Genomic DNA, 25,320 nt, shown 5'->3' with positions numbered 1-25,320 from the left:
GAATTTGCTTTATTGGTGCATGAATTGAATTAATCTCCCTGTTTTAGCGCGAAAAATGATTCGATGACACTGTATGAATGTCATATTTATTCCAGATTTTTATGTTATTCATGAGCAGAATAAACTTTATTTGTTATGCATTTAGTCTAAAAAAAGACTAGTCTGAAGAAATAAAGAAAAATGCTTTTGCTCTACCAAGACGGTCTTCGAAAGTCCATTAGACGCCAGCGCAGAGAAAAATTTAGATTGTTTAATAGCCTGTTGAGGCTTAGTGAAAGAAGGGTACGCTATGCACATGCCATCGCCTAATAATGTAGCTCCCGCTCAAGGTTTATACCAACCGGATGAGTTTAAAGATAACTGTGGTTTTGGTTTGATCGCCCATATGCAGGGTGATGCTAGCCATGATCTCGTCAAGACCGCGATTCATAGTTTGAGTTGTATGACCCATCGTGGTGGTATTGCCGCAGATGGCAAGACTGGAGATGGTTGTGGTTTGCTCTTGGCAATGCCAAAAAAATTCTTCCGTGAAGAAGCAAAACGCTTAAGTGATACCACCTTGAGTGAAGTCTTTGCTGTGGGTTCGGTGTTTCTAAATCTTGATCCTGCGCTTGCTGCTCATGCCAAACAGGTTTTAAACAAAGAGATTGAAGCTGAAGGTTTAATCGTTTTGGCTTGGCGTGTAATTCCGACCAATGTCGATGCCCTGGGTGAAATTGCATTGCAATCGATGCCGGCATTTGAACAGATTATTGTTAACTGTCCAATGGGTGTGACTGAGGTTGAATTTAACCGTAAGTTATTCTTGGCACGCCGTCGTGCAGAGCAGCTGTTAAGCAATGATACGTCTTTCTACGTCACTACTTTATGTTCAACGGTCATCAGCTATAAAGGCTTGATGATGCCGGAAGCGATTGCAGATTTTTATACAGATCTGGCTGATCCACGTTTGGAATCACATATTGTGGTCTTCCATCAGCGCTTCTCGACCAATACCTTGCCACGCTGGCCGTTGGCACAACCGTTCCGTTACTTGGCACACAATGGTGAAATCAATACCATTACTGCGAATCGTAACTGGGCCATGGCGCGTGTGCCGAAATTTGAAAATCCATTATTGCCAGGTTTAACTGAACTGAATCCAATTGTGAACCGTACCGGTTCAGATTCTTCAAGCCTGGACAACATGCTGGAGATTCTGGTGGGTGGCGGCATGGATCTGTTCCGTGCACTCCGTATGCTGGTTCCGCCTGCCTGGCAGAACGTGGAAACACTTGATGCTGATCTGCGTGCATTCTATGAATTCAACTCAAAACATATGGAAGCTTGGGATGGTCCAGCAGGTCTGGTGATTCAGGATGGTCGCCATGCGATCTGTATGCTGGATCGTAATGGTCTGCGTCCTGCGCGTTGGGTCATCACCAAAAATGGTTATATCACGCTGGCTTCTGAAATTGGTGTCTGGGGTTATCAACCTGAAGATGTGATTTCTAAAGGCCGTGTCGGTCCTGGCCAAATGCTGGTCATTGATACGCAAACCGGCAAGGTGCTGGATACGCAAGATGTCAATAATCATCTGAAACGTATGCGTCCATACCGTGAATGGTTACGTGAAAATTCTGTACGTTTGCAAGGCAGTCCAGAGCTGGAAGAATACCTGTGCGATCAAGGCTTAAAAGGCGATAGCTTAAAAGCAGCACAGAAAATGTTCATGGTGACTTTTGAAGAACGTGACCAGTTATTACGTCCAATCGCAGAAAGCGGTCAGGAAGCTGTAGGTTCAATGGGTGACGATACGCCAATGGCCGTGTTATCACGTCAGGTGCGCCATGTATCGGATTATTTCCGCCAGCAGTTTGCACAGGTGACCAATCCGCCGATCGATCCGTTACGTGAATCGATTGTGATGTCACTGGAAACCTGTTTGGGTCGTGAACAAAACGTCTTTGAACAAGGGCCTGAGCATGCAGACCGCTTGATCATTTCCAGTCCTGTGCTTTCTAATTCGAAAATGCATCAGATCCGTACGCTGGGTCGTGCCGGTTACGAAATTGCAGATATCGACCTGAACTATGCTGAAACCGAAGGTCTGGAAGCTGCAATTGCACGGATCTGTGAAGAGTCTGCGCAAGCCATTCGTGATGGTAAAACCTTACTGGTGCTTTCAGACAAGAAAATCCGTGAAGGTTACTTGCCTGCCAATGCTTTCATGATCACTGGTGCGGTGCATCATCACCTGATCAATACTGGTCTACGTACAGATGCCAACCTGATTATTGAAACAGGATTTGCACGTGATCCACATCAGTTTGCAGTGCTACTTGGTTTTGGTGCGACAGCCATCTATCCGTACCTGGCTTATGACGTGATCAATGATCTGGTCGCAAAAGGTGAATTATTGGGTGACCCGATTTATGCACAAAACAATTTCCGTAAGGGGATTGAAAAAGGCTTATTGAAAGTTCTATCGAAAATGGGTATTTCTACGGTTGCTTCTTATCGCGGTGGTCAGCTGTTTGAAGCAGTGGGTTTATCTAATGAAGTGGTGGATAAATGCTTCATCGGTGTGCCAAGTCGTATTCAGGGTGCCACTTTTGTCGATCTTGAAAATGATCAAAAACAATTGGCGGATATTGCCTGGAAAAACCGTAAACCAATTGATCAGGGCGGCTTGCTGAAATTTGTATTCGGCAAGGAATACCATGCCTTTAATCCGGACGTGATCAACTCGCTGCATAAAGCAGTGCGTTCGGGTAATTATGCAGACTTTAAAGAGTATGCAGAACTGGTGAATAACCGTCCGATCGCAACGATCCGTGACTTATTTAAACTGAAAACAGACAACTCGATTCCAGTCGAACAAGTGGAATCTGTGGAGGAGATCCTGCCTCGCTTTGACTCTGCCGGCATGTCTTTGGGTGCACTATCACCTGAAGCACACGAAGCGATTGCGATTGCCATGAATACTATTGGCGGTCGTTCAAATTCAGGTGAGGGCGGTGAAGATCCAGCGCGTTATGGCACCATCCGTAACTCGAAAATCAAACAAATTGCATCGGGCCGTTTTGGTGTAACGCCTGCTTATTTAACATCAGCAGAAGTTCTCCAGATTAAAGTCGCGCAAGGTGCAAAACCAGGTGAAGGTGGTCAGTTGCCGGGTGGTAAAGTGAATGGTCTCATTGCCCGTTTACGTTACTCTGTGCCGGGAGTTACCCTGATTTCGCCACCTCCGCATCATGACATCTATTCAATTGAGGATTTATCACAGTTGATCTTTGATTTAAAACAGGTTAACCCACAGGCGATGGTGTCAGTTAAGCTGGTTTCTGAACCGGGTGTTGGTACGATTGCGGCAGGTGTAGCGAAAGCGTATGCCGATTTCATTACCATTTCTGGTTATGATGGCGGTACAGCGGCTTCTCCACTTTCTTCAATTCATCATGCAGGTTCACCGTGGGAACTTGGTCTTTCTGAGGCGCATCAGGCCCTTCGTGTCAATGACCTGCGTGGTAAAGTTCGCGTACAGACAGACGGCGGTTTAAAAACCGGTCTGGATGTCGTAAAAGCAGCAATTCTGGGTGCAGAAAGCTTCGGCTTTGGTTCGACTCCAATGATTGCCTTGGGTTGTAAATACCTGCGTATCTGCCACCTGAATAACTGTGCAACCGGTGTAGCAACCCAGCAAGATCATTTACGTCAAGAGCATTATATTGGCGAGCCACAAATGCTGATCAACTTCTTCACCTTTATTGCTGAAGAAACCCGTGAATGGCTGGCGGCACTCGGTGTGTCAAGTCTGAAAGATCTGATTGGCCGTACGGATCTGCTGGAAGTCTTGCCAGGTGAAACTGCAAAGCATGCACATCTTGATTTAAGTAAATTACTGGAATCACATCCTGCTGCAGAAGGTAAAGCACAGTACTGCGAAGTACAGGGCAATGCACCATTCGATAAAGGGATTCTGGCAGAGAAAATGGTGGATGAGATTCTACCTGCCATCGAAGCAGGAACTGGCGGCGAATATAGCTTCACGATCGGTAACTGTGATCGTTCGATTGGCGCACGCCTGTCTGGTGAAATTGCGAAACGTTATGGCAACCTGAGCATGGAAGCCCATCCGGTGAAAGTCCATCTAAATGGTACTGCGGGTCAGTCGCTGGGTGTATGGAATGCTGGCGGTCTACATATTAGCCTGGAAGGTGATGCTAATGACTATGTCGGTAAAGGCATGGCCGGTGGTCGCATCTCGATCTTCCCGCCAAAAGGTTCGCCATTCCAGACGCAAAATACCGCGATCATTGGTAACACCTGCTTGTATGGTGCGACTGGCGGTAAGTTATATGCAGCGGGTACGGCAGGTGAACGTTTTGCGGTACGTAACTCGGGTGCATTTGCCGTGATTGAGGGTGCAGGTGATCACTGCTGTGAATATATGACCGGCGGTATTGTGACTGTGCTGGGTAAAGTTGGGCATAACTTCGGTGCAGGTATGACTGGTGGTTTTGCTTATGTGCTTGATCTGGATAATGACTTCGTTGATCATTATAACCACGAACTGATTGAGCTGAACCGTATTTCCACCGAACCAATGGAAGAGCATAAAGCCTTCCTGGGGCGTATTCTGGATGAACATATTAAAGAAACGGGTAGTGCTTGGGCGTACAAGATCCGCCATGAGTTTGACTTCTACAGCCGCAAGTTCTGGTTGGTAAAACCAAAAGCAGCCAATTTGCAAACGCTGTTAAAAACAACTCAAGCTGATCCACAATAATTCCACTACTGCAGAAACATAGGCAGATGTAAGGCAACTGTGAACCCCTTACATCTCCCCACGGAGAGAGACATGGCAGAACGCCTGAATAATGACTTTCAATTCCTGGATGTCGCACGCCAAGATCCAGAGAAAAAAGAGATTGATGTCCGCAAAGCAGAATTTGTGGAAATTTATAAGCCTTATACCGCGGAAATTGCAGCCAATCAGACGCATCGCTGCCTCGGCTGTGGTAACCCTTACTGTGAATGGAAGTGTCCGGTACATAACTACATTCCCAATTGGTTAAAACTAGTGTCTGAAGGCCGGTTGTTCCAAGCGGCTGAACTGTGTCACCAGACCAACACCTTGCCAGAAGTCTGTGGCCGTGTCTGTCCACAAGACCGTTTGTGTGAAGGCGCGTGTACCCTGAACGACGGTTTCGGTGCAGTGACGATCGGGAATGCCGAAAAATATATCAACGACACTGCCTTTGCATTGGGCTGGCGTCCAGATATGTCCAATGTGCAATGGACCAATAAGAAAGTCGCGATTATTGGGGCAGGTCCCGCAGGACTTGGCTGTGCGGATATTCTGGTACGTAATGGGGTAAAACCTGTGGTCTTTGATAAACGTCCGGAAATTGGTGGTTTGCTGACTTTCGGTATTCCAGAATTCAAAATGGAAAAAGACGTAATGAAGCGTCGCCGTGAAATTTTCACGGGCATGGGGGTGGAATTCCGTCTGAATACTGAGATTGGTACAGATGTGACCATCGACCAGTTACTTGCCGATTATGATGCGGTATTTATGGGTATGGGAACCTATACCTATATGAAAGGTGGTTTTGCCGGTGAAGATCTGGATGGTGTGTATGATGCACTAGATTTCCTGATTGCGAATGTCAATCGTTGTCAGGGCTGGGAAAAAGACCCAGCTGAATACATCAGCGTGGAAGGCAAGAAAGTCATTGTTTTAGGCGGTGGTGATACTGCCATGGACTGTAACCGTACTTCGATCCGTCAAGGTGCCGAGTCAGTCGTCTGTGCTTATCGTCGTGATGAAGAAAATATGCCAGGTTCACGCCGTGAAGTGCAAAATGCGCGTGAAGAAGGGGTGAACTTCCAGTTTAACCGTCAGCCGATCGAAGTTGTTGGTGAAAATGGTAAAGTAACCGGTGTAAAATTTATTACTACTCAGCTGGGTGAGCCGGACAGTCGTGGTCGCCGTAGTCCAGAGCCGATTCCGGGTTCAGAAGAAATTCTTCTAGCGGATGCAGTCCTGCTTGCTTTCGGTTTCCGTACCAGTCCAGCAGACTGGTTCACCGATGTGGAAATCAATCTGGATGGTTCAGGTCGTGTCGTTGCCGCTGAGCAGCAACAATACAAATTCCAGACGTCGAATCCAAAAATCTTCGCTGGTGGTGATATGGTTCGTGGTTCTGATCTGGTGGTAACTGCAATTTGGGAAGGCCGTCAGGCAGCTGAAGGTATCTTGGATTACCTTGATGTCTAACCGTTAAAGATCAATAATCATCATTCAAAACAACCCGCTTCGGCGGGTTTTTATTTTTGGATATTGTCTAGCTTAAAGAGAGGCTCTTAAAAAAGATTATAAAAAGTAACAAAACTTTAGAAAATACTGTTTAAAATCAAATTAATTATATAAATATTAATAAAGAATTGAGGACAAGATATCATGCGTGTATTCAAACAATCTCTTATCGCCTTGATGCTGGCCAGTACCTTGACCCTGAGTGGTTGCGGCTATAACACCTTACAAGTCAAGGATGAGGCGGTGACTGCTTCATGGTCTGAAGTGCAAAACCAGTATCAGCGCCGTGCCGATCTGGTACCGAATCTGGTCAATGTGGTCAAAGGCTATGCCGCACATGAAGAGCAGGTATTGACCGAAGTAACTCAAGCACGCGCCAATGTGGCAGGGCTAAAAGTAGACCGTGAAGTACTGGAAGATCCAGAACTGTTTCAGCGTTATCAGGAAGCGCAGTCGCAAATGACCAGTGCTTTGTCGCGTCTTTTAGCCGTCACTGAGAATTATCCCGATCTGAAAGCCAATCAGCAGTTCCGTGATTTGCAGATACAGCTGGAAGGCACTGAAAACCGGATTGCAGTGGCACGTAACCGTTATATTACGACAGTACAGGACTTCAACTCTTATGCGCGTCAATTCCCGCAAGTGATCACGGCCAAAGTGATTGGCATGGATACCAAACCGAATTTTAGCGCCGAGCAGAGTGCCCAGAAAGCGCCAACAGTTTCCTTTGAATAAGTATCCACTTATAAAATAAACGAGAGATCATATGTCTGAGATTCTGCTGAAATGCTGTGCCGGTTTGCTTCTCATGCTGGGCATGGGAATAACCACGCTTGTTTCAGCAGAAACGGCTACAGCTACAGATACTGAAGAAGTCATCGTAGCCCGTGAAATTTTGCAGCCTAAAGCGGGTCAAAATGTTCCAGCCCAAAATACAGAAACTGCAGCAGCTTCACAGTCACAAATTGCCAATGACATAGCGGAAGGGCAGCTTCAGCGCGACCTACCAAGTCTGAATGAACCGATCATTGATCAGGCGAATTTACTCAGTGCCACTGAAAAGCAGCAACTTAGTCAAAGAATCATTAATCTCTATGAAGCTGGCAAAGCTCAGATCGGGGTGGTAATTGTACCTACTACAGGCCAGGAAGATATTTTTGACTATTCCATGCGTGTGGCGGATCGCTGGCAATTGGGCTCAAAAGAACATGATAATGGTTTGTTAATGACCATTGCGGTAAATGACCATCGTATCCAGATTTTAACTGGATATGGGTTAGAAGGTGTTTTGCCAGATATTGTGGCTGGACGAATTATTAATAACAAAATTACACCTTTGTTTAAGCAGGGTCAGTATGCGCAAGGGATAGATGCGGGGCTGGCAGAAATTGAGCGTATTCTAAATCTGGATCCAGAAATTGCAGCTCAAGCAGCGGCTGAGCTTAAAGAGCGTCAGGAGCAGGCTTATAAAGCGCAGCAAGCATCTCAAGCGACTTTTGGTTCGGTTATTTTTATTATCGTCGCTGGTGTCATTGGTTCCATGATCTTTGGCAGGAAGCTAAGTGCGGCCACTGCCGCAGTAGCGGGCACAGCAGCCGGGTTAGTCAACGGTATGGGATTGGTCGCTAGCCTATTAATTGGTGCTGGAGTTTTCTTTTTGCTCGTTACCTCACTTGCTCAGTTAATCCTGCATGCCTTTATGGCAGGTGGAGGTCGTGGCGGTGGTAGTGGACGTGGTGGTTTTGGAGGCGGCGGCTTCGGTGGAGGCGGCGGTGGTTTTGGTGGGGGAGGAGCATCAGGCTCATGGTAACAACTACAGATACAACAGATATTGTCACGCAGCCTAAGCTGGAAGAACATGCTCAACCAAGTTTTAAGCGCTGGCTTAAGCATTTCTTTTATATGCCGGCAACCAAGCGTTTTTTCTCCAAGCAGGATCAGCATGCGATTGCACTAGCTGTTGAAGAAGCCGAGCATGGGCATATCGGAGAAATTCAGGTCGTAATCGAGGGATGCTTATCTGCACGATCAGCCTATTATCAGGATACTTTGTGTCGAGCTCGACAACTCTTTGCCGAGCTGGGTGTCTGGGATACTGAATATAATAGTGGTGTGCTGTTGTATTTAAACCTGTGTGAACATAAGGTTGAGATTGTGATTGATCGAGGCATCAAGCAGGCCACTACTCAAGAAGTCTGGGATCAGATTTGTCAGCATATCATTCAGTTGATACAGCAAAAGCAGTTTAAGCAAGGGGTGATTGAAGGAGTAAAGAAGATTGGAGAGGTCTTAGATCAGTATTATGATCGAAAAATAGATGATTTAGAGAATGAATTAGGGAATAAGCCGATTATTTTAGGGTGATTTTTTTATATATTGCTTGCATAAGAAAAGATATTCTGCTGCTTTAGAGCGATTAAAAGCCAATAAACCGATGGTTATACCAAAAGGGTCTGCGATTAATAATGATACCGTGGCACTTGAAGCTAGGCGTAAGCGTAGTTCAATTAAGAAGAGCCGTCATGCTGCATTAATTGAAGCAATTGAGCAAGCTGTGCAGGCAGCAGGGTAAAATGTTCTTTCGCCTACATAACAGGTTGAACAAGCAAAAAACAAAACTAAAGCTGTAAAAAGTGCTTATGAGCAGCTTGAGGAAGATTATGAAAAACTGCTGAAAAATTATAATTCTCTTTTGTTGGAAAATTTTGAGTTAAAACAAAAAACGCATCAAATTTGATGCGTTTTTTATTAAGAAATTAGATACCCGAACAAGTTTTTGGACGAACTGCTTGGTCGAGATTAGATGTACACGCCCAAGAACCACCATTTTGTGTATAAGTGAAAACAACAATTCTATTTTTTAATTTATCATTAATACCAGATGCATTTTTAAAAGTAGCAGTCAGTTTACATTTTCCAGCTTCACTTCCGTCAGCAGTGATATTGTCTACATATTGACCTGAAAGAGTATGACCATTACTTGAATGTAAAGCACCAGCTGGAACTAATGGAGTGCTATTATCGGCTTCTCCCTCTCCTGCATTATTTGGTTTAGCAGGAATTTCAGGAGTTGTACTACAAGCAGTAGCTAGACCAACCATTCCTGCAAGATCAATTACAGGAGTTTTTAATCCGCCAAGGAGGTTAATTGCTTCAGACGCTTGAGTACGTGCCGTATAATTTTGATACTGAGGAATTGCGATTGCTGCCAAAATACCAATGATTGCAACAACAATCATTAATTCGATCCATTCCATAAGTCACTTTATACGGACATACATCAAGTCATTGAATTTTATTGTTTTACTTCATTATTCAGTTTGTCCATATGGACATGGATTTAAAAGGACAAAAGTTTTTAAATTGTCCATATCAGGAAATAGATTTTAATCAGTGTGATTGAATGAATTTTTATAAAAGCAGACTAGTCGTGAGATATTTTAAAATTTTGATAAGCTAAAAACCGACTAAAAAAATCCAGACTCATTTATAAGCCAACTTCTGTATTTCTTTTTATCATGAAGAATCACACATCTTGCATAATGCAGAACAATACGCCTAGTCGCTTCGTCATCACCAAATTGCATGGACAAAACTTTTACAGCTGGACGAGGTATTCATTCGTTTACTTTGAAGTCTTTTAGCCGTTTCACTCTATTATTCCCTATTATATGAAGCATTCAGCATAGGACAGTATTTTTCAATTTCAAAGTGAATTGGTAAGCAAATAAGCAAAACAATTCAACTAACAAGCACACATCTGCTTAGCTGCCAATAATTTAGCTATTCCTACTACCAACAACTTCCATATTTACATTTCTCAAAACCGAAAAAACTGACACTTTTTGTCACTTAGTTACATGAATTTACTGATCACTTTTTTACATTTTTGAATCCATTAAACAAAGTATTGATTTCAAGCATAATAATTAGATAACATGTTTTGGCACACTTTGTGCAAACTATTAACTAGCTTACAAAGCTTATAACTAAATTAAACAAAACATTTGTGGAGAATGTTATGAAATCAAATCAACAGGGCTTCACCCTGATCGAGCTCATGATTGTGGTCGCTATTATTGGTATTCTTGCTGCAATTGCGATTCCGCAATATCAAACTTATACTGCGAAGTCACAAGTGACTCGTGCTGTAAGTGAAGCAGCTGGTTTGAAAACAGCTTTAGATACTTGTATTTTAGATGGTAAGGCTACAGCTGCTTGTGATTTTGGTGCTACAGGTTCAAATATCCTTACAGCCCAAACTACAGGTGGGCTAAATGGAGCTAATGGCGCAGTTGCGAATAAAGCTGGGGTGCCTGCTGCTGTTATTGGTGCTAATGCAACTACTAACTCAACAATTACAGCTACTTTAGGCTTCAGCGCAGCACCTGCAGTTGCTGGAAATACAGTGATTTGGACACGTAATGCAGGTACAGGTACTTGGACTTGTGCTTCTAATGTATTGAAAAAATACGAAACAACTGCTTGTCCAACTACTTCTACTACCTAAAATATTAGAATTGAAAAAATAAAGCACATCTTTTAAAGATGTGCTTTTTGTTTTAACTCAAAATTTTCTAATAATAGCGAATTGCACTTTTCCAATAGTTTTTCATAATCTTTCTTAAGCTGCTCATAATCACTTTTCACCGCTTTGGTTTTACTTTTAGCTTGTTCAACCTGCTGTGCAGGCGAAAGAGCATTTTGTCCTGCTTCTTGCGCAGCCAGCTCAATCGCCTCTACCAGTGCGGCATAACGGCTCTTCTTAATCGAACCCCGTTTACGTCCAGCTTCAAGCGCCACGGTGTCATTATTAATGGCAGAGCCTTTGGCTAAAATGGTTGGTTTATTGGCTTTTAAGCGCTCTAAAGCGGCATAATATTCATTGAGTACACTCATATTTTAAACCTCAATATTGATCGTTTGAATTTTTTGAATAGTTTTATTTAAAGCCATAATATCGCTATCCATCTGCCCATACAGCAAACTACTTGGTGCTTGTGTATCTCGTGCTCGTTGTAATCGTTGTACTGCTTTTTGCATTTTCTCTGCGCTGCCAGCATCAAACACTGCATGGGCACAACTCAAACAGCTCGTAATCGCAGTAAAGGAGATTTTTTCGCAAGAATCTGGGTTGGTACATGCCCCAAAAAGACTTGGTTTATAAGCAATTTCCCCTTTTTTCATGCGCTTGATAGTTTCATCACGGTTTGGGAATATCTTCAGCAATTGCTTACGTTCTTTTTGCAATTGCAAATAGGTTCCTGCACCGCCAAAGAGATTACTAGAGCTCTTGATCACACCTTCTTCAAATTGCGTATATGAATGCACCAGTCGCTGATATTCCAGCTCTTGAATAAACTCCTTTTGGCTATCACTGGCTAAAATATTCGGAGCAAATACTGCATTGTCTCGGTAATACAAAGTCATTGCTTCAGTTAAATGCTTATATTGAACCGACAAAGCACCCAACCCAATAATACCTGAACGGGCTCCATACACAGCTAGCGAACGCCTAAATTGATGCGTGCAAATATTCCAGTATTCACCTAGCTGACAGTCTTTTTCTTCACGCCAGTTGCGAAAGCCATCGAATGCCTCTAGCTCGGCTATATCACTTTCTGTAATTCGTAGCTCATCTCCCAACTTTGCTAGGAGATGCTGACGATAGACATTAAAATTGGACTGTATTCGAGTCGGAGCACCTGAAAAATTGGAAATAAAATCAGTTTCATGCTCAATATTGCGGTTATTTTTATATCGATGCTTTTGTGAATACAGGGTTGGAAATAAGGGATATTCACGAGGATTAGAAAAATCATAATGTGGATTCAACAAGGCATAGATTTCACCAATGCTTTGTGCTGAATTTACTGCGATTTGAATATCTTCAAACGTGATCCAATAGGTAGATTTATTACCGCCACCATGCAACTTGGAGGTATAGCCCATTAATACATGTACAAGATGCTCATTACTTTGAACAGTTTGATAGCAGTCATAAGACAGCTGATTCACTTCATTGTCCCGCATTCCTGTAAACAGATGAATCCAAAGCTTTGCCATGCCTTGAATAATGGTCATATAACGGGTCAGATTGGCATGTTTGTGAATGTGATGATTTTCAAACAGTGCGGTTAAACCGAGTAGATCACGAGCATCGACAAAGCTCACTGCTTTTTTATAATCGCTGAACTCACGTGGCATCCGTGCAAATGACGGCTCTTGTTGAATGCGCTGAAACCATTGCAATAAGGCAGGTGCGTTTTGATTAAACTCATTCAATTTATCTGCTAAAGCATTAATTAAAGCGATATAAAGCCGTGAAGGAACGACTTTGGTTTGCGGGCCGACTTTAGCTGACTGCAACCTGAGTTGAGCCGCTAACTTCGCTAAATGCTCAATCGGTTGATATGTATTAAATGCAGGGATCAATGAGCGATACTGCTGTTGCAGAGTGAAACAATCAGTTAAAAATGCTTTGATGCGCAAGACGGTTGGATAACTTACGCCAACATAGGCATCATTGACTTTCGATAGATAAGTGACATCACTAAATAACTGTTGTAACGTACAGCCATTACGATAGGCGATGGCAGCAAACTGACGCAAAACTGTATGCCGCTTCTCAATACTTTTAATAATCGACTTGCCAGATTTTATATAAAGCAAAGCAAAACTGATTTTTTTCATTTCTGCACGTATTTGACAGAAGAGAAAGTCGCTCTCTCTTGCATTTTCAAGCCATGTATTAAAATTTAATCGACAATGGCACTTTGGTAAATATGGAGAAAGATCCCAGATATTGTCTGCATAGACAGACAATGTTTCACTGCTCTTCATTCGTGATAATACAAAAGTATTTGGAACAGTCAGCTGATTATTCTGTAGATGATATTCATCCGGTAAGAACCGTTCTGCAATACCCAATGAATATAAATATGAATTAAATGAACTCATGCGATCCACTCCAAATCAAGTAATAATTCAAAATGATTCAGCCAATACGCATCTAAATCACCACTTTCCACTTCTTCCTGAATCGACAAAATGCGATCTCTTAAAGTTTCATAAGCGTTTGACAACTCAGTCAGTACCTCATCAATACGATGTATAACCACACCAAACTGCGACTCCCATTTGATCAAATCCGTAGCTTTTTGCTTAACGTAGCCGAGCAGACTTTTCAGTGATAAAAGCTTACGCACATCTTCGTCATCAGCGTGGACTGCATAGTGGTGGCAAAATAGACAATGCTCAAATTGTTGACAGTTTGGAGTTGGGGCTTGTGCAGTAAAACCGATTGCTTTTTCGGGCTGTAGATTTGTTGTCGTACAAGCCCCGACAGGTAAGGTCTGAACATCAACAGGCTCATCTAACGTTTGCACAGCGATTCGTTCAAGCGTTCGTGTTTTTGCGACCGCAACTTCTCGCAGCTCATTAAAAAACTGTGAAATTTGCTGGGCTGCATCTTTGAATGAAGTACGTGCATAATTATTTCTTGCGGTATCGAGTGAGTGCCCCATTACTTCAGCTTCGAGCAAGAGATCACTATCGCTCAATTCAACATATTGACTGCTTGTATGCTTACGCCACTGTTGTGGCGTAATCCAAATCATTCTTGGAAAAATGCGCTGAAAAAACTTTTTAATTAATTGTAATCTGCCGTAGCTGACAGGTCTCAACTGTTGAATTTCGTTGCGTAATGGAAAAATGAAATCACAGGGTTCATCTTGAATATACCATTCACGAAGTTCTAAAATTTTCCTAAAAACTGGCTCAAATTGCACCCCAAATTCAGGTTGAACTTCTTTCCCGCCAGCACGGCTTTTTGTACCTGAGAAACGTCGACCTTGGGTGGATGGCAGGACTTCCATCGTATCAAGTTGTAACTGCTGGGCTGTGTCTAAATTGGCCCCAGTTTGTGCGATAAAGAGCAACATGCCGATGACAAGACCATATGAAGCAAGTCTTTCACGCTCTATGTGTCGCTTATCCTCATTACGTTGCTGCAATTTATACAGGGCTTCATTACGGTTTTCACGTAAGCGCTTTCTATATTCACTATCCTCAGCAAGACCAAAATCAGCCAACATTTTGGAAAAAGCTGGAATAACTGGATATTTGGCTAAATAACTCTGCATATCAAACTGGATATGCTGTTTTTCATTTTGATGATGAAAGCCCGAGTAAAAATAGAAGTCTTCTTCACTAACTGATTGAAAATGCGCAGGAAAATCTGCTTTTTGTATCACAATACGATGGATTTCAAGAAAGACATTCAACAAAGTTGCATAAGTTTTTTGATGATCTTCTTCCGCAATTGGCAAAACAGGAACATCATAACGCTGAGACTGTACTTGCATCGCTTGACTAATAATATCAATTTCATGACAGTCAAATACATATGCTATTAATTTGGCTGCATTACGCTGATATTGCTTTGCTGTATGTGCAGCCAAACTTTTATCTTCAGTATCAGCAAGCAAAGTGCGATCAACTAAAGATTTACTGTAACGACGATACGCATCGATCACACTGTCTTGATTCGATAAATCAAAAACTTTCTTTTGCTGATCCACCCAATCTAGAAATATTTTACTAGTGTAGTAAAAGAGGCCTTTTGACAAATCTGATCCGCTCATTTGCAACAAATAGTCCGTTAAACACTGCAAAAAATAACGTCTTTTTTCATCAAAAGATGCAGATAACTGCTGTTCTGACAAAACCTCGCCAGGTACTCTTTTACGATAAAATAGATTTCCGATGTCAAATGTCTTAAAAGCAAAAGAAGCGGTTTTATCCTTGCAAACGAGAATAAGTCGCTCATGTTCATTAATCTGTTTATTGATATCGGTGATATGGACGAACAATGGGGTACGTGTGAAGCTCATGACAATTCTCCCGCTAAATTGACAGAAGACATCACGTACTTCATTAAACTTGATTCATACTCATGCTGAATTTTATTGCGCCACTGTAAACGAGATTTGTAATTCAAATATTGTAAAGTAGTGCTGATGTTGCGATGACCCATACGAGCTTGCACATATTCGACAGCTGTCATCGCCGAGTGCCCTTCGGGCAGGTGTTGTAATTGGCTTTCCAGTAAATTCATACCAAAACTGGCACGTAAATCATGAAATTTAAAACTTTGGAATTGCGGATCAATCAAGTAGATTTCGGGCAACAACACCACTTTTAAGTAACTACGTACTGCTTCGCCTTCATACAGTTTAAGCCTAGCCCCAAATGACTCAAAGGCTTTAATTTTCTCGGTCAGTTCTTGCTGTTCTGCTTTACTGGTGTAGAAAGATGTACCTAGTTTAGTGAGAAATACATAGTTTTCATTAGAATCACCGTATCCAGACTTCTGTCTACGCTGTTGTGCTTGTGGGCTATCAATATAAATTTTAAGGTCTTGTGCTAACCAATTCGGGATTAGCAGGGTCATTGGTCTTTGAAATTTGGTATCAATGCCTGTACCCGCCCCAACTGGCAGGCGGATAAAACCCTGGCTATCAGGCTCACGACCAATTAAGTTTTTGATTCGTAAAGTACAAATTGTTTGCAGGCGAGCACCAGTGAACAATGCAAGATAGAACATCAACTGATATTCACGTGATGATTTTTGCAGTGCTTTTAATATAACAGCCTGCTCTTCAACACTGAGTGGGCTTAATTCACCATTATCCTTAATCACTTCAGAATTTGGGGCTTTAGCAGGAACATGAATTGCAAGGTCATGCGACTTAATTGCCATTTTTCTACGTGCGCCAAACTCATTATCAACAGCAATATATTTATAGACGTCTTGAAATGGAAGCCCATAGCGTTGATGATCAACTAAGTCTTCCATTACAAGAAATCGATAAAAGTTCACGACTGCATTAATTCGACCACGTGCAGAACTGGCGGAAATGAGACCTGCATTTGCCTGCTCAATAAGACGAGTACGATATTTAAAAATCGCATTCAACTGTTTCAATTTATGAAATTTCAAACAGTCCAGCTGCTCATCTTCTAAAAAGCGCTGAAAATCAAGTAATTGATTAGCAATAGATGCAAATGTTTTAAAATCATATTGTATTGTTTGTTGTAATTTTTTCAGCAAGTACAGATTAAAAATTTCAGATGGCTGCCCATCTCCTTGGATAATCATGGGGAATTCGAGGTAAGCATCACCATATTTTTCGAATTCTACATCATTTAAACAACGGGTTGCTTCAACCAGTTTCAATAGCTGAAATTTTGAAAGGGTCACGACTTTCGCTTGAGACCGGTAACGTGACTGACCATTTTTAAGTTTAGTGCTCATTTGAGCCTCCTGTTTATTAAAAAACAGGCAAAAAGCCACCTTGAGACAGGATTGACAAAAATGCCCCTATTCATCAAAATGGAATTGTCTGGACACCAATCAAGACAATCTATAAAAGCTCATGTTCCCGCATGGGCTTTTATACTTTTTGCCGAATGAAAATAATTACTTTTTTGTCAATTCTCTCTGTTCCTCTTTTCTTAATCGTTCCAATTCCGTAATAAAAAAAGCATTCATTGACTGATGTCTTTGCTTTGCCATTTGTTTGACCCAAGAAACTAAATCTATGGGTAAACGAAGATTCGTTTGTTTCATATGCTGCTCTACATTACTTGTTAGCATATTGCTAACATAGCAATATGCTAACACTTGTGTCAACTCTTTTTTATAGCATAATGCTAGTATTAAATTTTCTACTATTAGTGGAATATATGGGTAAAAAAGATATTCAATTTAATCTTCGAATTCCTGAAGAGTTAAAAAATAAAGTGGATGCTGCTGCAAAAGCTAATCAACGCTCTATTAATGCTGAAGCAACTTCTAGGCTTTATGATTCATTTGTCATGAATGATAATATCCAAGTCGAAGCGGCAAGAATCGTTGAAAAATTTTTACGATCACGCTCACCCACAGAACGAAAAAAAGTGGTTGCTGAACGTTTAAATTTCGTATTAAGTGAATTAAAAAAAACTCATCATTTTAGAGAGTTTACAATTGCTGAATTAGCCTTTGAGATAGGTGAAGATACGGCTGATGAAGCTGAAGCATGGTTTAGAGCAGAGCTAGAACCGACCTTCGGTCAACTAGAGAAAATAGCGCAACATACTTCAGCGAATCCCAACTGGTTATTTTTCGGCAAACAAACCCCGTATAATATTCAACATATACGTTTAAATGAATATTTAGATCAAGATATAAAGCTGCTCTTAGGTTCAGACCCAAGTAATGAATATTTATCTGCGTCAAAAGTGAAAGAAATAAAATTTATTCGCGAATTATCAGAAACAGGGCAGTTAATTATTCTTAAAATTTATGAAAATTATGCAGTTGAGACTTTTTATCCCCCATATCATATCAGTGACGTAAATGGTGTTGGTGGATATAACTCATTGTTATATTTTTGTTTATTGACCAAAGTACTGTTGCGATATTATAAATCTAAGGTGAATGTATATAGTCATCTGCTTTCAGAAGAGCAGTTTAAACTTATTTTGACTGGAACAGTTCATCCCTTAACAATTGCAGAAAAACTACATCATATTCCTTGGGTAGATGATTTAGCAGATAAACTGCCTGATCGCACTTTAGATTATTGGGATGGCTTTGATGAATTAAGGGCAAGAGTATTGCGTGATTTCAAAGAAAAAAAATACATTCAGACAATTTGGAATGATCCTGAATTGTATTTAAAGCATCCTATTGAGCTTTAAAAAAAAGGACGACATTTTGCTAAGTGTCGTCTCTTTCCTCATACTCATCGGTATATTCAAATAAATCTTGCATATTACAATTAAAATATTTGCACAATGTATCAGCAACAGAAAGTTCAATCCGTATTGCACGATCATAGTAAAGACTCGTTAGCGTATTGCGATTAATACTGGTCGCCTGAGCTACCTCACTTAACTTTAAAATTTTTCGCTCACCCATCAAATTTGACAACCTACATCTAATCATAGCAACCTTCAAATCAAAAAAATAACCTACAGTAAGTTAATTTAACTTGATAAATTATTTTTAGAATGTTAATTTAACCTACAGAAAGTTATTTTATTTCACAGAGAAACAAATTAACCTTTCTAAATATCATTATATAATTTCTATGCGAGTTCAGCTATGAATAACTATTTTTCTCCAAAATTCTTTGTTTCAGAAGAAGTCCGCTCAACTGCTGTTGCTCTAATCAAAGAGTTTAATATTGACCGTACATTTGATTTAGCTTTATTCCTGAATGTTAATCCTAACTTAAATGACCAAGATGCAACTTTAGCCTGGGTTAATTATTTTGAAAAAAATCAACATGACCTCAACGACTTCAATCATGTTAGACGACACTTTATGAAAAATTTTCCTAAAATTATGTTTGCAAACTTCAGTGAATAAAATAATCAAAGGGAGATATCAAATATCTCCCTTAATTTTTTATAACAATGCTCTTATGGTAATCTCAACAAGAAGTAAAAATTAATTTAATTGGTTATAAAAATATGGAATTATCAACAAAAGCAGGTCATATTGAGCCATCAGTCATTGCTTTTGACGTATTTGGTACACTTGTAAAAATAGGGGACAGACGTTCCCCATATGGAAAATTAATGAAATGGCTTAAGGAAAATGGGCGACAACCAAAGCCTGATGATGCCAAATTTATTATGTCCCACAATTTAAATTTGGCAGAGCTTGCAAAGCGATTAGCCGTAAATATTCCAGACCAATTTCTGCAAGAACTTGGGCATGATTTAGATGAAGAGTTACGCTCTATTAGATTGTATGAAGATACCTTATCAACTTTGGAAGAATTAAAGAAATTGGGAATTAAATTGGCATTATGCTCAAATTTAGCTATGCCATATGGAAAAATTGTTTCTTCATTATTACCGCCTCTTGATGCTTATGCTTGGAGTTATGAAGTTGCTGCAATTAAACCTGAGTCGAAAATCTATCAGTCACTCATTAACCAACTAGGTTGCCAAGCTTCAGAAGTCCTATTTATTGGGGATACAGCACTTGCAGATTTTACAGGGCCGACAGCATTTGGTATGTCTGCTAGATTGATCAATCGTCAAAATAGTCAAACATTGGCAGAAGTTTTAAACGACATACTTTAACAACTCGTGGACGCTACCTAATAGTGAATACTCACAGCTCCTCATCTTTCCATTTTTTAAATTCTGCAATTTGTTCATCAAGCTCCAGAACCCATGCTGGTTTTATATGTGGCACATTTAGGCGCTCAACACCTTGATGGTCAAAAAACTTATACACCTTTGCCGCCAACTTGATAAACGCCTGTTCAAACGTATTTGCCCAAACATCTAAACGATAATCATGATAATGCTCTTGGTATAATTTACCACCATCTTCTACTTTATTGAGATGTGAGCCAGTTTCTAAATAAATCACTAATTGCCCATTATCTTCATCATTATATGCACCGTGATAAACATTTTGGCAGTGCCCCCATGTATTCCAGTGCCATGATGGTACATCGCCAGTAACCGTCCAAAAAGCTGGGTGTGTATCAATAAAATGATAGGCAGTTAAAAAGTCTGTTGGATTTGCGAGATATGCTTGCTCATTTTCAAAGGCAGTCTGTAAAGCAGATTGTAAATGCTCAAATTTATTTTTATCGGTGTAGGAAAACAAACTACTAGAAAGATGCTCAGAGGTTTTAAAAAATAAACCACCACTCTCTTTATCCTTACCAAAATATTGATAGACCTCTGGTAGAATCTGTAAATCTGTAGGTTTGACATGATGGATCTGGTGTTGTACGTCTTTTAAGCTTTCGTGAATTGCTTCCATACGATCAGGGTAAGTGACGACAAGTTTCGTATCACGCAGTGATAAAATTGCTGGTTCAGTTATTTGGGGTAACTGTTCTAATAACCAGTCTGGTAATTGTTTTAATTCAGTCGGTTGCATTTTTAGTTATCCTTTTTTTAATAATTTCAACTTGTTACATGCGCTACACAACATAATTTGTGCAAGTTGAGTATAAGTTAGTCCATAGGAGTATATTGTCACACAATCGCTTCGACAAGCGCCCGACTAAGTTCACGCCTAAGTCTCAGCCAACAGTTTCCTGAACTTATTGAAGGAAAAATATTCCCCGTCTATTTTATACGACTCACTTACCTTTCCATTGAGCCATTATAGATTTTTCATCTTGGTGTAGGTGTTCAAAAAGCTTGTGTTTCCTTTCTTTAGTTTTTCTATATAAGCCTCACATTGAGCAGCTAAACCAAGATGATATTTTAAAGCGCTTTCCACTCTTGCTGTCACATACTTAATACTTTGAATTTCACGCTGCTGAGCAAAGACTTGAATCGCAGGATGTAACTGTTCTGAGCAACTTGCATCATTGCTAAAATATTTTAAGGTCTTGGTTTTGGCAAAATATATTGCAGCAAACAATCGCCCATCTTTAAACACAATCGCTGATGAAGCATCTAAACTAGTTCCAGACCGACCTTCATAATACAGAGCCTCATCTGTTTTCAGTAAATAGGGCACTGAGTAATTGTCGAAATTAGATTGAAATTTTAGATAATCATGCTTTAACAATGTTTGAAGTTCTGTTTGGATTTTTGGATTCAAAACAATTTGAGGAATTGATGAAATATCTGAATATTGAATGAAGTCTAGTTCTTGAGCATGAGTAAAAACGGAGATTGAAAAAAGTAGAAAAAGATAATAGTGATTCTTCATATCAAATTTATTATTTTTATGTCCATATTGACTTACTTATGGATTGTTCATTTTATATGGACACTTATGGAGTATCAATAAGAGTAAAACCTTTTTGAGTATTCATAACATTCTCCACAAATGTTTTGTTAATTTAATTATAAGCTTTGTAAGCTAACCTATATTTCAGCACAAAGTGTGCCAAAGCATATTACTTAATTATTTCTTATAAAATCAATACATTATTTAATAGATTTAAAATCTAAAAAAATACGTGAAAATTTTTTTGTAACTAATTGACAAAAAATGTCACTTTTTCCTTAATTAGTTATTTGTATGTCTATGATTGGAATCGAAAATTAAAGATTTATGAAAATAAGATCAAATTACAAAATTAAGAGTTTTTTGATTATCATGTGCAAAATTTCTTTTTCTTGAAGTTCTCATGAAATTCATGCTTGCCATCATCGCAGCAATTCTAATTTCCCTTGCCTGGCTAATGCCTGTACACTATCGTCCATGGGTCACCTATACAGGTGAACTTTATACATTTTTTGCTTTATTAGCTCTTACAGCACTATTTATAAAAGAAAAAATTAAACTGCCGATAATAATCTTCCCTTTACTATTTTTGGCTTGTATTCCTTTAATGCAGTTACTCGCATGGCAGGTATTTTTCTTTAGTACAGCCATGATGGGGACGATTTATGTGTTTACCTTCTGGTTGGCAAGTGTATTTGGTTACAATCTTTCAATAGGTCAATTTAATCGGGAAGAAACTTTTGCCAATCTTAGTTATGTATTTCTAGCTTCAGGGACGATTACCGGTTTAATTGCACTGTGTCAGTGGTCTAATCTGGATGCAGTGCTGCCAGGTATGGTGAATATTAGTGGAACCACACGACCATTTGCTAACTTTGCCCAGCCAAATAATATGGCGACGTTTTTACTTATGTCGCTGATGAGTTGCCTATATCTTTATGAAAAGAAAAAGATTCAAACAAAGTGGTTAATGACTTGCGCATTACCGATCATTATGGGCATCGCGCTTAGCCAATCCCGTACCTCGTGGGTAGCTGCCATAGCCATCATGATTTATCTTGCCATTTATCAATACAAAGGCATTATTCGCCTGAAATGGTATTACAGCAGTCTCTTGCTATTCCTATTTATTTTCTTTATCTGGTTGTTCCCTGTATTGAGTCTACTGATTGCACAGATGACAGATGCAGAGGTGATCCGTAGTCGTGAGTTGGTATCACGTGCAACCGGTGATATGTCACGACTCGCCATCTGGCAGCAAATGTTGGCCGCGATTCAGGCCCAGCCATGGTTTGGTTATGGCTGGTATCAGACCAGTATCGCTTTTGTTTCAATCACGGATACGGTTCAAGGTCCGGTCTGGATTCGTAGCGCACATAATTTTATTATCGATTTCCTGATCTGGAACGGGGTAGTGATTGGTGTCCCATTCTTAGCTTATTTCGGCTATCTGGGCTATCAAATACAGCGATGGGTGAAAACGCCGGAGTCAGTCATTGGCATATTAATGATCGGTGCTTTTGTTACGCATGCTATGTTTGAGTTTCCACAGCACTATGCCTATTTCCTGTTACCCGTGGGTTTTATTATGGGGACAGTACTGGCGCAGCGTTCAGATATAGCTAAGCAGCTTGTTATGCCGTCGTGGCTGATAAAAGCCATCTTTGCGGTTGGTGTTATTTTAATTGCAGTCATTTACCGGGATTATGATACCGCTGTACCAAAACTCGGTCAGAGCATTCGCTATGAACAGCAGCCGGAAAAAATTACCAATGAAAAGCCGATCTTCTTGCTGACGGAATTTAATCATCGTATTAACTGGATCCGTCTGAATCCTTATAGCAAAGCGTCTGCTGCACAGATTCAGGAAGGTGAACAAATGGTCTTGAGTTATCCGACTAAATATAACCTGATCAAATATGCCAAACTTTTAGCTTTTAATGGATATGAGGCGGAAGCTAAGCAACAGCTGCAACGCTTAAAGACTATTCAGAAAACTGAAATGAGTTATGAAGAATTAACGCAGGATGTACCTCGCTAAATACAAAAAAGCCAGCAGCTGCTGGCTTTTTCTTGGCTTAATTTTAAGTTTAGAGCTGACTTTGAATATAGTTTTCGATGCCAATGCTTTCGATCAAATCAATTTGTGTTGTGGTCCAGTCCAGATAGTTTTCTTCTTTCTCTAGGATTTCCTGAACCAAATCACGCGTTACATAATCCATTTGGGTTTCAGCCAGCGCGACTGCTTTCTGGATGACTTCAATATTTTCTTTGACTTTACGCACGTCACAATGCAGCACTTCTTGAGTATGCTGACCGATATACAGCTTGCCCAGATTCTGTAAATTTGGCAGACCTTCCAAAAATAAAATACGTTCAATAATTTTATCGGCATGTTTCATCTGAACAATGGATTCTTTATATTCTGCCGAGCCCAGTTTCTCAATGCCCCAGTCATTAAACATGCGCGAATGCAGGAAATACTGGTTAATGGCAGTTAAGTGGTGATACAACACCTGATTGAGCTGATTAATCACATCACGATTGCCTTTCATCGCATAACTCCATTTGGACCTGTTTTATCTTTCTAAGAAAGCGCTCTAATCCTGATAGTAAAGCAAGTCAGGGGTAAATGGCGAGTAATTTATCAAATCAAACGTAAAACCTCGTTTTCAAGGCAGGGATATAAATGAGTGACCTAAGCTATACGACATAAAATGTCGTTTCAAATTAACATTTTTAACTTTGGATATTCTATTGGTTATTTTCATTGATAAAATAATCGCATGAAAACACTTAAATTACGCATTAAAGATAAACATTCTAAGATATTAGAGCAATTAGCATCTGAAGTGAATTTCGTCTGGAATTATGTCAATGATTTAAGCTTTAAACACCTTAAAAGAAAAGGTGAATTTCTCAGTGCTTACGATATTGCTGAATATACGAAAGGTACATCTAGGCTTTGTGGGTTACATAGTCAAACCATTCAGGCTGTTACCGAAGAATTAGTCATACGAAAAAAGCAATTCAAGAAGACCAAACTAAAATGGCGGGTCAGTCATAAGAAATCAGCCAGAAGATCACTAGGTTGGATACCCTTTAAGAAAGTAGCAATCAAGTATGCTGATGGCCATATCAAGTATGGCAAGCATCAGTTTAAAATATGGGATAGCTATGGACTGTCAAATTACAGTATCAAGACTGGTTCGTTTGTCGAGGATGCGCGTGGCCGCTGGTATGTCTGCTTAGTTGTGAATAGCCCTGAAATTGAGAAATCGACTGCGACTAATTTGATTGGGATTGATCTGGGCTTAAAGGATATAGCCACTTGTTCGGATGGTACGATAATTTCAAATCCCAAGTTCTACCGTCAATATGAACAGAAATTAGGGATTGCTCAACGAGCTAAAAATAGAAAACGTGTCCGTGCATTACACGCCAAGATTGCAAACTGTCGTAAAGACCATTTGCACAAAGCAAGTACGATGCTTATAAAGAAAAATGCATTAATTGTTGTAGGCGATCTGAGTGCGAAAAAACTGGTGAAAACCAAGATGGCGAAGTCTGTTCTGGATACCGGATTTTCAGCATTCAAGACCATGCTCAAGTATAAATGCGAGAACGCAGGAGTATGGTTTGAAGAAGTTAGTGAAAGTTTCACAACCCAAATGTGTTCGTGCTGTGGTGAGGTCACTGCAAGCAGTCCGAAAGGTAGAGCAGATTTGCGAATAAGAGTATGGGAATGTGAAAACTGTTCAAGTGTTCTGGATCGTTATCTACTACATATAAATAGTAATATACAAAGTAAACAAAGAATGATTTACTCTTAATAATATACATTGTAGAATTTATATCTAAACACATATACATAGTAGATTCTACTTAATGAAAGTGCAGAAAATACGAATTAATAATCAAACAGAAGACTTTTGGATTGTCATTGGTGATGATCACTTAGCTATACCATCAATTGATCTTTATTTAAGGTATTTAAGTTCTGTTAGAAAATCTCCCAATACTATTCGTTCTTATGCTTATCATCTTAAAGAGTTTTAATGTGGTTCCGTTAATTAGACCACTCAATTCAGTTTTATAAGTGATAAATCCGCTCTAAATATTTAAATTATGCTGCCATTACTTTTAGTAAATGTTGATCTGTCTCTTATACACATCTCCGAGCCCACGAGACAAAAAAAAAAATTACCTTTACCGTGGAGCCAGGTCTCTATGTTCAAGATTGTGG

The 25,320-nt window shown here is 40.1% G+C and carries 22 protein-coding genes and 1 pseudogene; 13 read left to right on the top strand and 10 right to left on the bottom strand.

What is annotated here, in order from left to right:
* The first annotated feature begins 295 nt into the window (after positions 1-295).
* The 6 genes and pseudogenes from gltB to BFN00_RS10345 all read left to right on the top strand — a co-directional run bounded on the left by gltB (position 296) and on the right by BFN00_RS10345 (position 9,041).
* Positions 296-4,771 carry a glutamate synthase large subunit gene (gene gltB, locus BFN00_RS10370; RefSeq protein WP_171260792.1) on the top strand — a complete coding sequence of 1,492 codons (4,476 nt, stop codon included), beginning with the start codon at positions 296-298 and terminating at the stop codon, positions 4,769-4,771.
* 72 nt (positions 4,772-4,843) lie between these two features.
* Positions 4,844-6,265: a glutamate synthase small subunit GltD family protein gene (locus BFN00_RS10365; RefSeq protein ID WP_071851522.1), complete on the top strand. Its 1,422-nt coding sequence runs from the start codon at positions 4,844-4,846 to the stop codon at positions 6,263-6,265.
* Between the two features lie 183 nt (positions 6,266-6,448).
* Positions 6,449-7,039 carry a LemA family protein gene (locus tag BFN00_RS10360; protein WP_071851520.1) on the top strand — a complete coding sequence of 197 codons (591 nt, stop codon included), beginning with the start codon at positions 6,449-6,451 and terminating at the stop codon, positions 7,037-7,039.
* Positions 7,040-7,070: 31 nt separating this feature from the next.
* Entirely contained in the window at positions 7,071-8,114 is a 1,044-nt protein-coding gene (locus BFN00_RS10355) for a TPM domain-containing protein (protein ID WP_071851518.1), read from the top strand.
* Entirely contained in the window at positions 8,108-8,668 is a 561-nt protein-coding gene (locus tag BFN00_RS10350; RefSeq protein ID WP_071851516.1) for a TPM domain-containing protein, read from the top strand. The genes BFN00_RS10355 and BFN00_RS10350 overlap by 7 nt, the downstream gene beginning before the upstream one ends.
* Positions 8,669-8,738: 70 nt before the next feature.
* Positions 8,739-9,041: pseudogene (locus BFN00_RS10345) on the top strand (hypothetical protein).
* A 19-nt stretch (positions 9,042-9,060) separates the two neighbouring features.
* On the opposite strand, the gene BFN00_RS10340 reads toward BFN00_RS10345, so the two are convergent.
* Positions 9,061-9,561: a pilin gene (locus BFN00_RS10340; RefSeq protein ID WP_071851514.1), complete on the bottom strand. Its 501-nt coding sequence runs from the start codon at positions 9,559-9,561 to the stop codon at positions 9,061-9,063.
* 764 nt (positions 9,562-10,325) lie between these two features.
* Between BFN00_RS10340 and BFN00_RS10335 the strand changes: the two genes are divergently transcribed.
* A complete protein-coding gene (locus BFN00_RS10335) occupies positions 10,326-10,814 on the top strand; it encodes a pilin (protein WP_071851512.1) in 489 nt (162 codons plus the stop codon).
* Between the two features lie 32 nt (positions 10,815-10,846).
* Here the strand turns inward: BFN00_RS10335 and BFN00_RS10330 are convergent, their stop codons facing one another.
* From BFN00_RS10330 to BFN00_RS10310, 5 genes are all read right to left on the bottom strand, one after another.
* A complete protein-coding gene (locus BFN00_RS10330; protein WP_005101354.1) occupies positions 10,847-11,203 on the bottom strand; it encodes a hypothetical protein in 357 nt (118 codons plus the stop codon).
* Between the two features lie 3 nt (positions 11,204-11,206).
* Complete coding sequence (locus BFN00_RS10325) at positions 11,207-13,264, bottom strand: hypothetical protein (RefSeq protein WP_071851510.1); 2,058 nt, start codon at positions 13,262-13,264, stop codon at positions 11,207-11,209.
* The gene (locus BFN00_RS10320) at positions 13,261-15,198 is read right to left on the bottom strand and encodes a hypothetical protein (RefSeq protein WP_071851508.1); all 1,938 of its coding nucleotides are present in this window, start codon (positions 15,196-15,198) and stop codon (positions 13,261-13,263) included. Before BFN00_RS10320 ends, BFN00_RS10325 begins: the two co-directional genes overlap by 4 nt.
* Positions 15,195-16,622 (bottom strand): tyrosine-type recombinase/integrase, encoded by a 1,428-nt coding sequence (locus tag BFN00_RS10315; protein ID WP_005101344.1) that lies wholly within the window; start codon positions 16,620-16,622, stop codon positions 15,195-15,197. Before BFN00_RS10315 ends, BFN00_RS10320 begins: the two co-directional genes overlap by 4 nt.
* Positions 16,623-16,787: 165 nt before the next feature.
* The gene (locus tag BFN00_RS10310) at positions 16,788-16,937 is read right to left on the bottom strand and encodes an Arc family DNA-binding protein (protein WP_228153534.1); all 150 of its coding nucleotides are present in this window, start codon (positions 16,935-16,937) and stop codon (positions 16,788-16,790) included.
* A gap of 116 nt (positions 16,938-17,053) precedes the next feature.
* Between BFN00_RS10310 and BFN00_RS10305 the strand changes: the two genes are divergently transcribed.
* Positions 17,054-18,052 carry an Arc family DNA-binding protein gene (locus BFN00_RS10305; RefSeq protein ID WP_042891221.1) on the top strand — a complete coding sequence of 333 codons (999 nt, stop codon included), beginning with the start codon at positions 17,054-17,056 and terminating at the stop codon, positions 18,050-18,052.
* A gap of 19 nt (positions 18,053-18,071) precedes the next feature.
* On the opposite strand, the gene BFN00_RS10300 is transcribed toward BFN00_RS10305, so the two are convergent.
* Positions 18,072-18,299: a helix-turn-helix domain-containing protein gene (locus BFN00_RS10300; protein WP_071851506.1), complete on the bottom strand. Its 228-nt coding sequence runs from the start codon at positions 18,297-18,299 to the stop codon at positions 18,072-18,074.
* 159 nt (positions 18,300-18,458) lie between these two features.
* Between BFN00_RS10300 and BFN00_RS10295 the strand changes: the two genes are divergently transcribed.
* Entirely contained in the window at positions 18,459-18,725 is a 267-nt protein-coding gene (locus BFN00_RS10295; RefSeq protein ID WP_071851504.1) for a hypothetical protein, read from the top strand.
* Positions 18,726-18,829: 104 nt separating this feature from the next.
* Positions 18,830-19,450, top strand: a complete 621-nt coding sequence (locus tag BFN00_RS10290) for an HAD family hydrolase (protein WP_071851502.1) — start codon at positions 18,830-18,832, stop codon at positions 19,448-19,450.
* A 31-nt stretch (positions 19,451-19,481) separates the two neighbouring features.
* Here the strand turns inward: BFN00_RS10290 and BFN00_RS10285 are convergent, their stop codons facing one another.
* Positions 19,482-20,267, bottom strand: a complete 786-nt coding sequence (locus BFN00_RS10285; RefSeq protein ID WP_071851500.1) for a hypothetical protein — start codon at positions 20,265-20,267, stop codon at positions 19,482-19,484.
* A gap of 228 nt (positions 20,268-20,495) precedes the next feature.
* The gene (locus tag BFN00_RS10280; RefSeq protein WP_071851498.1) at positions 20,496-21,053 is read right to left on the bottom strand and encodes a hypothetical protein; all 558 of its coding nucleotides are present in this window, start codon (positions 21,051-21,053) and stop codon (positions 20,496-20,498) included.
* Positions 21,054-21,477: 424 nt separating this feature from the next.
* On the opposite strand from BFN00_RS10280, the gene BFN00_RS10275 reads away from it, so the two are divergent.
* The gene (locus BFN00_RS10275; protein ID WP_071851496.1) at positions 21,478-23,115 is read left to right on the top strand and encodes a PglL family O-oligosaccharyltransferase; all 1,638 of its coding nucleotides are present in this window, start codon (positions 21,478-21,480) and stop codon (positions 23,113-23,115) included.
* A gap of 49 nt (positions 23,116-23,164) precedes the next feature.
* On the opposite strand, the gene bfr is transcribed toward BFN00_RS10275, so the two are convergent.
* Entirely contained in the window at positions 23,165-23,629 is a 465-nt protein-coding gene (gene bfr / locus BFN00_RS10270) for a heteropolymeric bacterioferritin subunit Bfr (protein WP_005265547.1), read from the bottom strand.
* A 231-nt stretch (positions 23,630-23,860) separates the two neighbouring features.
* Between bfr and BFN00_RS10265 the strand changes: the two genes are divergently transcribed.
* Both BFN00_RS10265 and BFN00_RS16340 read left to right on the top strand, forming a co-directional pair.
* Positions 23,861-24,907 carry an RNA-guided endonuclease InsQ/TnpB family protein gene (locus BFN00_RS10265; RefSeq protein WP_071851495.1) on the top strand — a complete coding sequence of 349 codons (1,047 nt, stop codon included), beginning with the start codon at positions 23,861-23,863 and terminating at the stop codon, positions 24,905-24,907.
* Positions 24,908-24,962: 55 nt separating this feature from the next.
* Positions 24,963-25,133, top strand: a complete 171-nt coding sequence (locus tag BFN00_RS16340; protein WP_143115425.1) for a site-specific integrase — start codon at positions 24,963-24,965, stop codon at positions 25,131-25,133.
* Positions 25,134-25,320 lie beyond the last annotated feature (187 nt).

The sequence above is a fragment of the Acinetobacter sp. AR2-3 genome (assembly GCF_001878775.1).
GTDB lineage: Bacteria > Pseudomonadota > Gammaproteobacteria > Pseudomonadales > Moraxellaceae > Acinetobacter > Acinetobacter lwoffii_D.
This window is presented reverse-complemented; position numbering and strand designations above follow the sequence as displayed.

Coding starts and splice junctions, on each gene's coding strand:
- gltB (WP_171260792.1), top strand. CDS start 296: ATGCCATCGCCTAATAATGTAGCTCCCGCTCAAGGTTTATACCAACCG.
- BFN00_RS10365 (WP_071851522.1), top strand. CDS start 4,844: ATGGCAGAACGCCTGAATAATGACTTTCAATTCCTGGATGTCGCACGC.
- BFN00_RS10360 (WP_071851520.1), top strand. CDS start 6,449: ATGCGTGTATTCAAACAATCTCTTATCGCCTTGATGCTGGCCAGTACC.
- BFN00_RS10355 (WP_071851518.1), top strand. CDS start 7,071: ATGTCTGAGATTCTGCTGAAATGCTGTGCCGGTTTGCTTCTCATGCTG.
- BFN00_RS10350 (WP_071851516.1), top strand. CDS start 8,108: ATGGTAACAACTACAGATACAACAGATATTGTCACGCAGCCTAAGCTG.
- BFN00_RS10340 (WP_071851514.1), bottom strand. CDS start 9,561: ATGGAATGGATCGAATTAATGATTGTTGTTGCAATCATTGGTATTTTG.
- BFN00_RS10335 (WP_071851512.1), top strand. CDS start 10,326: ATGAAATCAAATCAACAGGGCTTCACCCTGATCGAGCTCATGATTGTG.
- BFN00_RS10330 (WP_005101354.1), bottom strand. CDS start 11,203: ATGAGTGTACTCAATGAATATTATGCCGCTTTAGAGCGCTTAAAAGCC.
- BFN00_RS10325 (WP_071851510.1), bottom strand. CDS start 13,264: ATGAGTTCATTTAATTCATATTTATATTCATTGGGTATTGCAGAACGG.
- BFN00_RS10320 (WP_071851508.1), bottom strand. CDS start 15,198: ATGAGCTTCACACGTACCCCATTGTTCGTCCATATCACCGATATCAAT.
- BFN00_RS10315 (WP_005101344.1), bottom strand. CDS start 16,622: ATGAGCACTAAACTTAAAAATGGTCAGTCACGTTACCGGTCTCAAGCG.
- BFN00_RS10310 (WP_228153534.1), bottom strand. CDS start 16,937: ATGAAACAAACGAATCTTCGTTTACCCATAGATTTAGTTTCTTGGGTC.
- BFN00_RS10305 (WP_042891221.1), top strand. CDS start 17,054: ATGGGTAAAAAAGATATTCAATTTAATCTTCGAATTCCTGAAGAGTTA.
- BFN00_RS10300 (WP_071851506.1), bottom strand. CDS start 18,299: ATGATTAGATGTAGGTTGTCAAATTTGATGGGTGAGCGAAAAATTTTA.
- BFN00_RS10295 (WP_071851504.1), top strand. CDS start 18,459: ATGAATAACTATTTTTCTCCAAAATTCTTTGTTTCAGAAGAAGTCCGC.
- BFN00_RS10290 (WP_071851502.1), top strand. CDS start 18,830: ATGGAATTATCAACAAAAGCAGGTCATATTGAGCCATCAGTCATTGCT.
- BFN00_RS10285 (WP_071851500.1), bottom strand. CDS start 20,267: ATGCAACCGACTGAATTAAAACAATTACCAGACTGGTTATTAGAACAG.
- BFN00_RS10280 (WP_071851498.1), bottom strand. CDS start 21,053: ATGAAGAATCACTATTATCTTTTTCTACTTTTTTCAATCTCCGTTTTT.
- BFN00_RS10275 (WP_071851496.1), top strand. CDS start 21,478: ATGAAATTCATGCTTGCCATCATCGCAGCAATTCTAATTTCCCTTGCC.
- bfr (WP_005265547.1), bottom strand. CDS start 23,629: ATGAAAGGCAATCGTGATGTGATTAATCAGCTCAATCAGGTGTTGTAT.
- BFN00_RS10265 (WP_071851495.1), top strand. CDS start 23,861: ATGAAAACACTTAAATTACGCATTAAAGATAAACATTCTAAGATATTA.
- BFN00_RS16340 (WP_143115425.1), top strand. CDS start 24,963: ATGAAAGTGCAGAAAATACGAATTAATAATCAAACAGAAGACTTTTGG.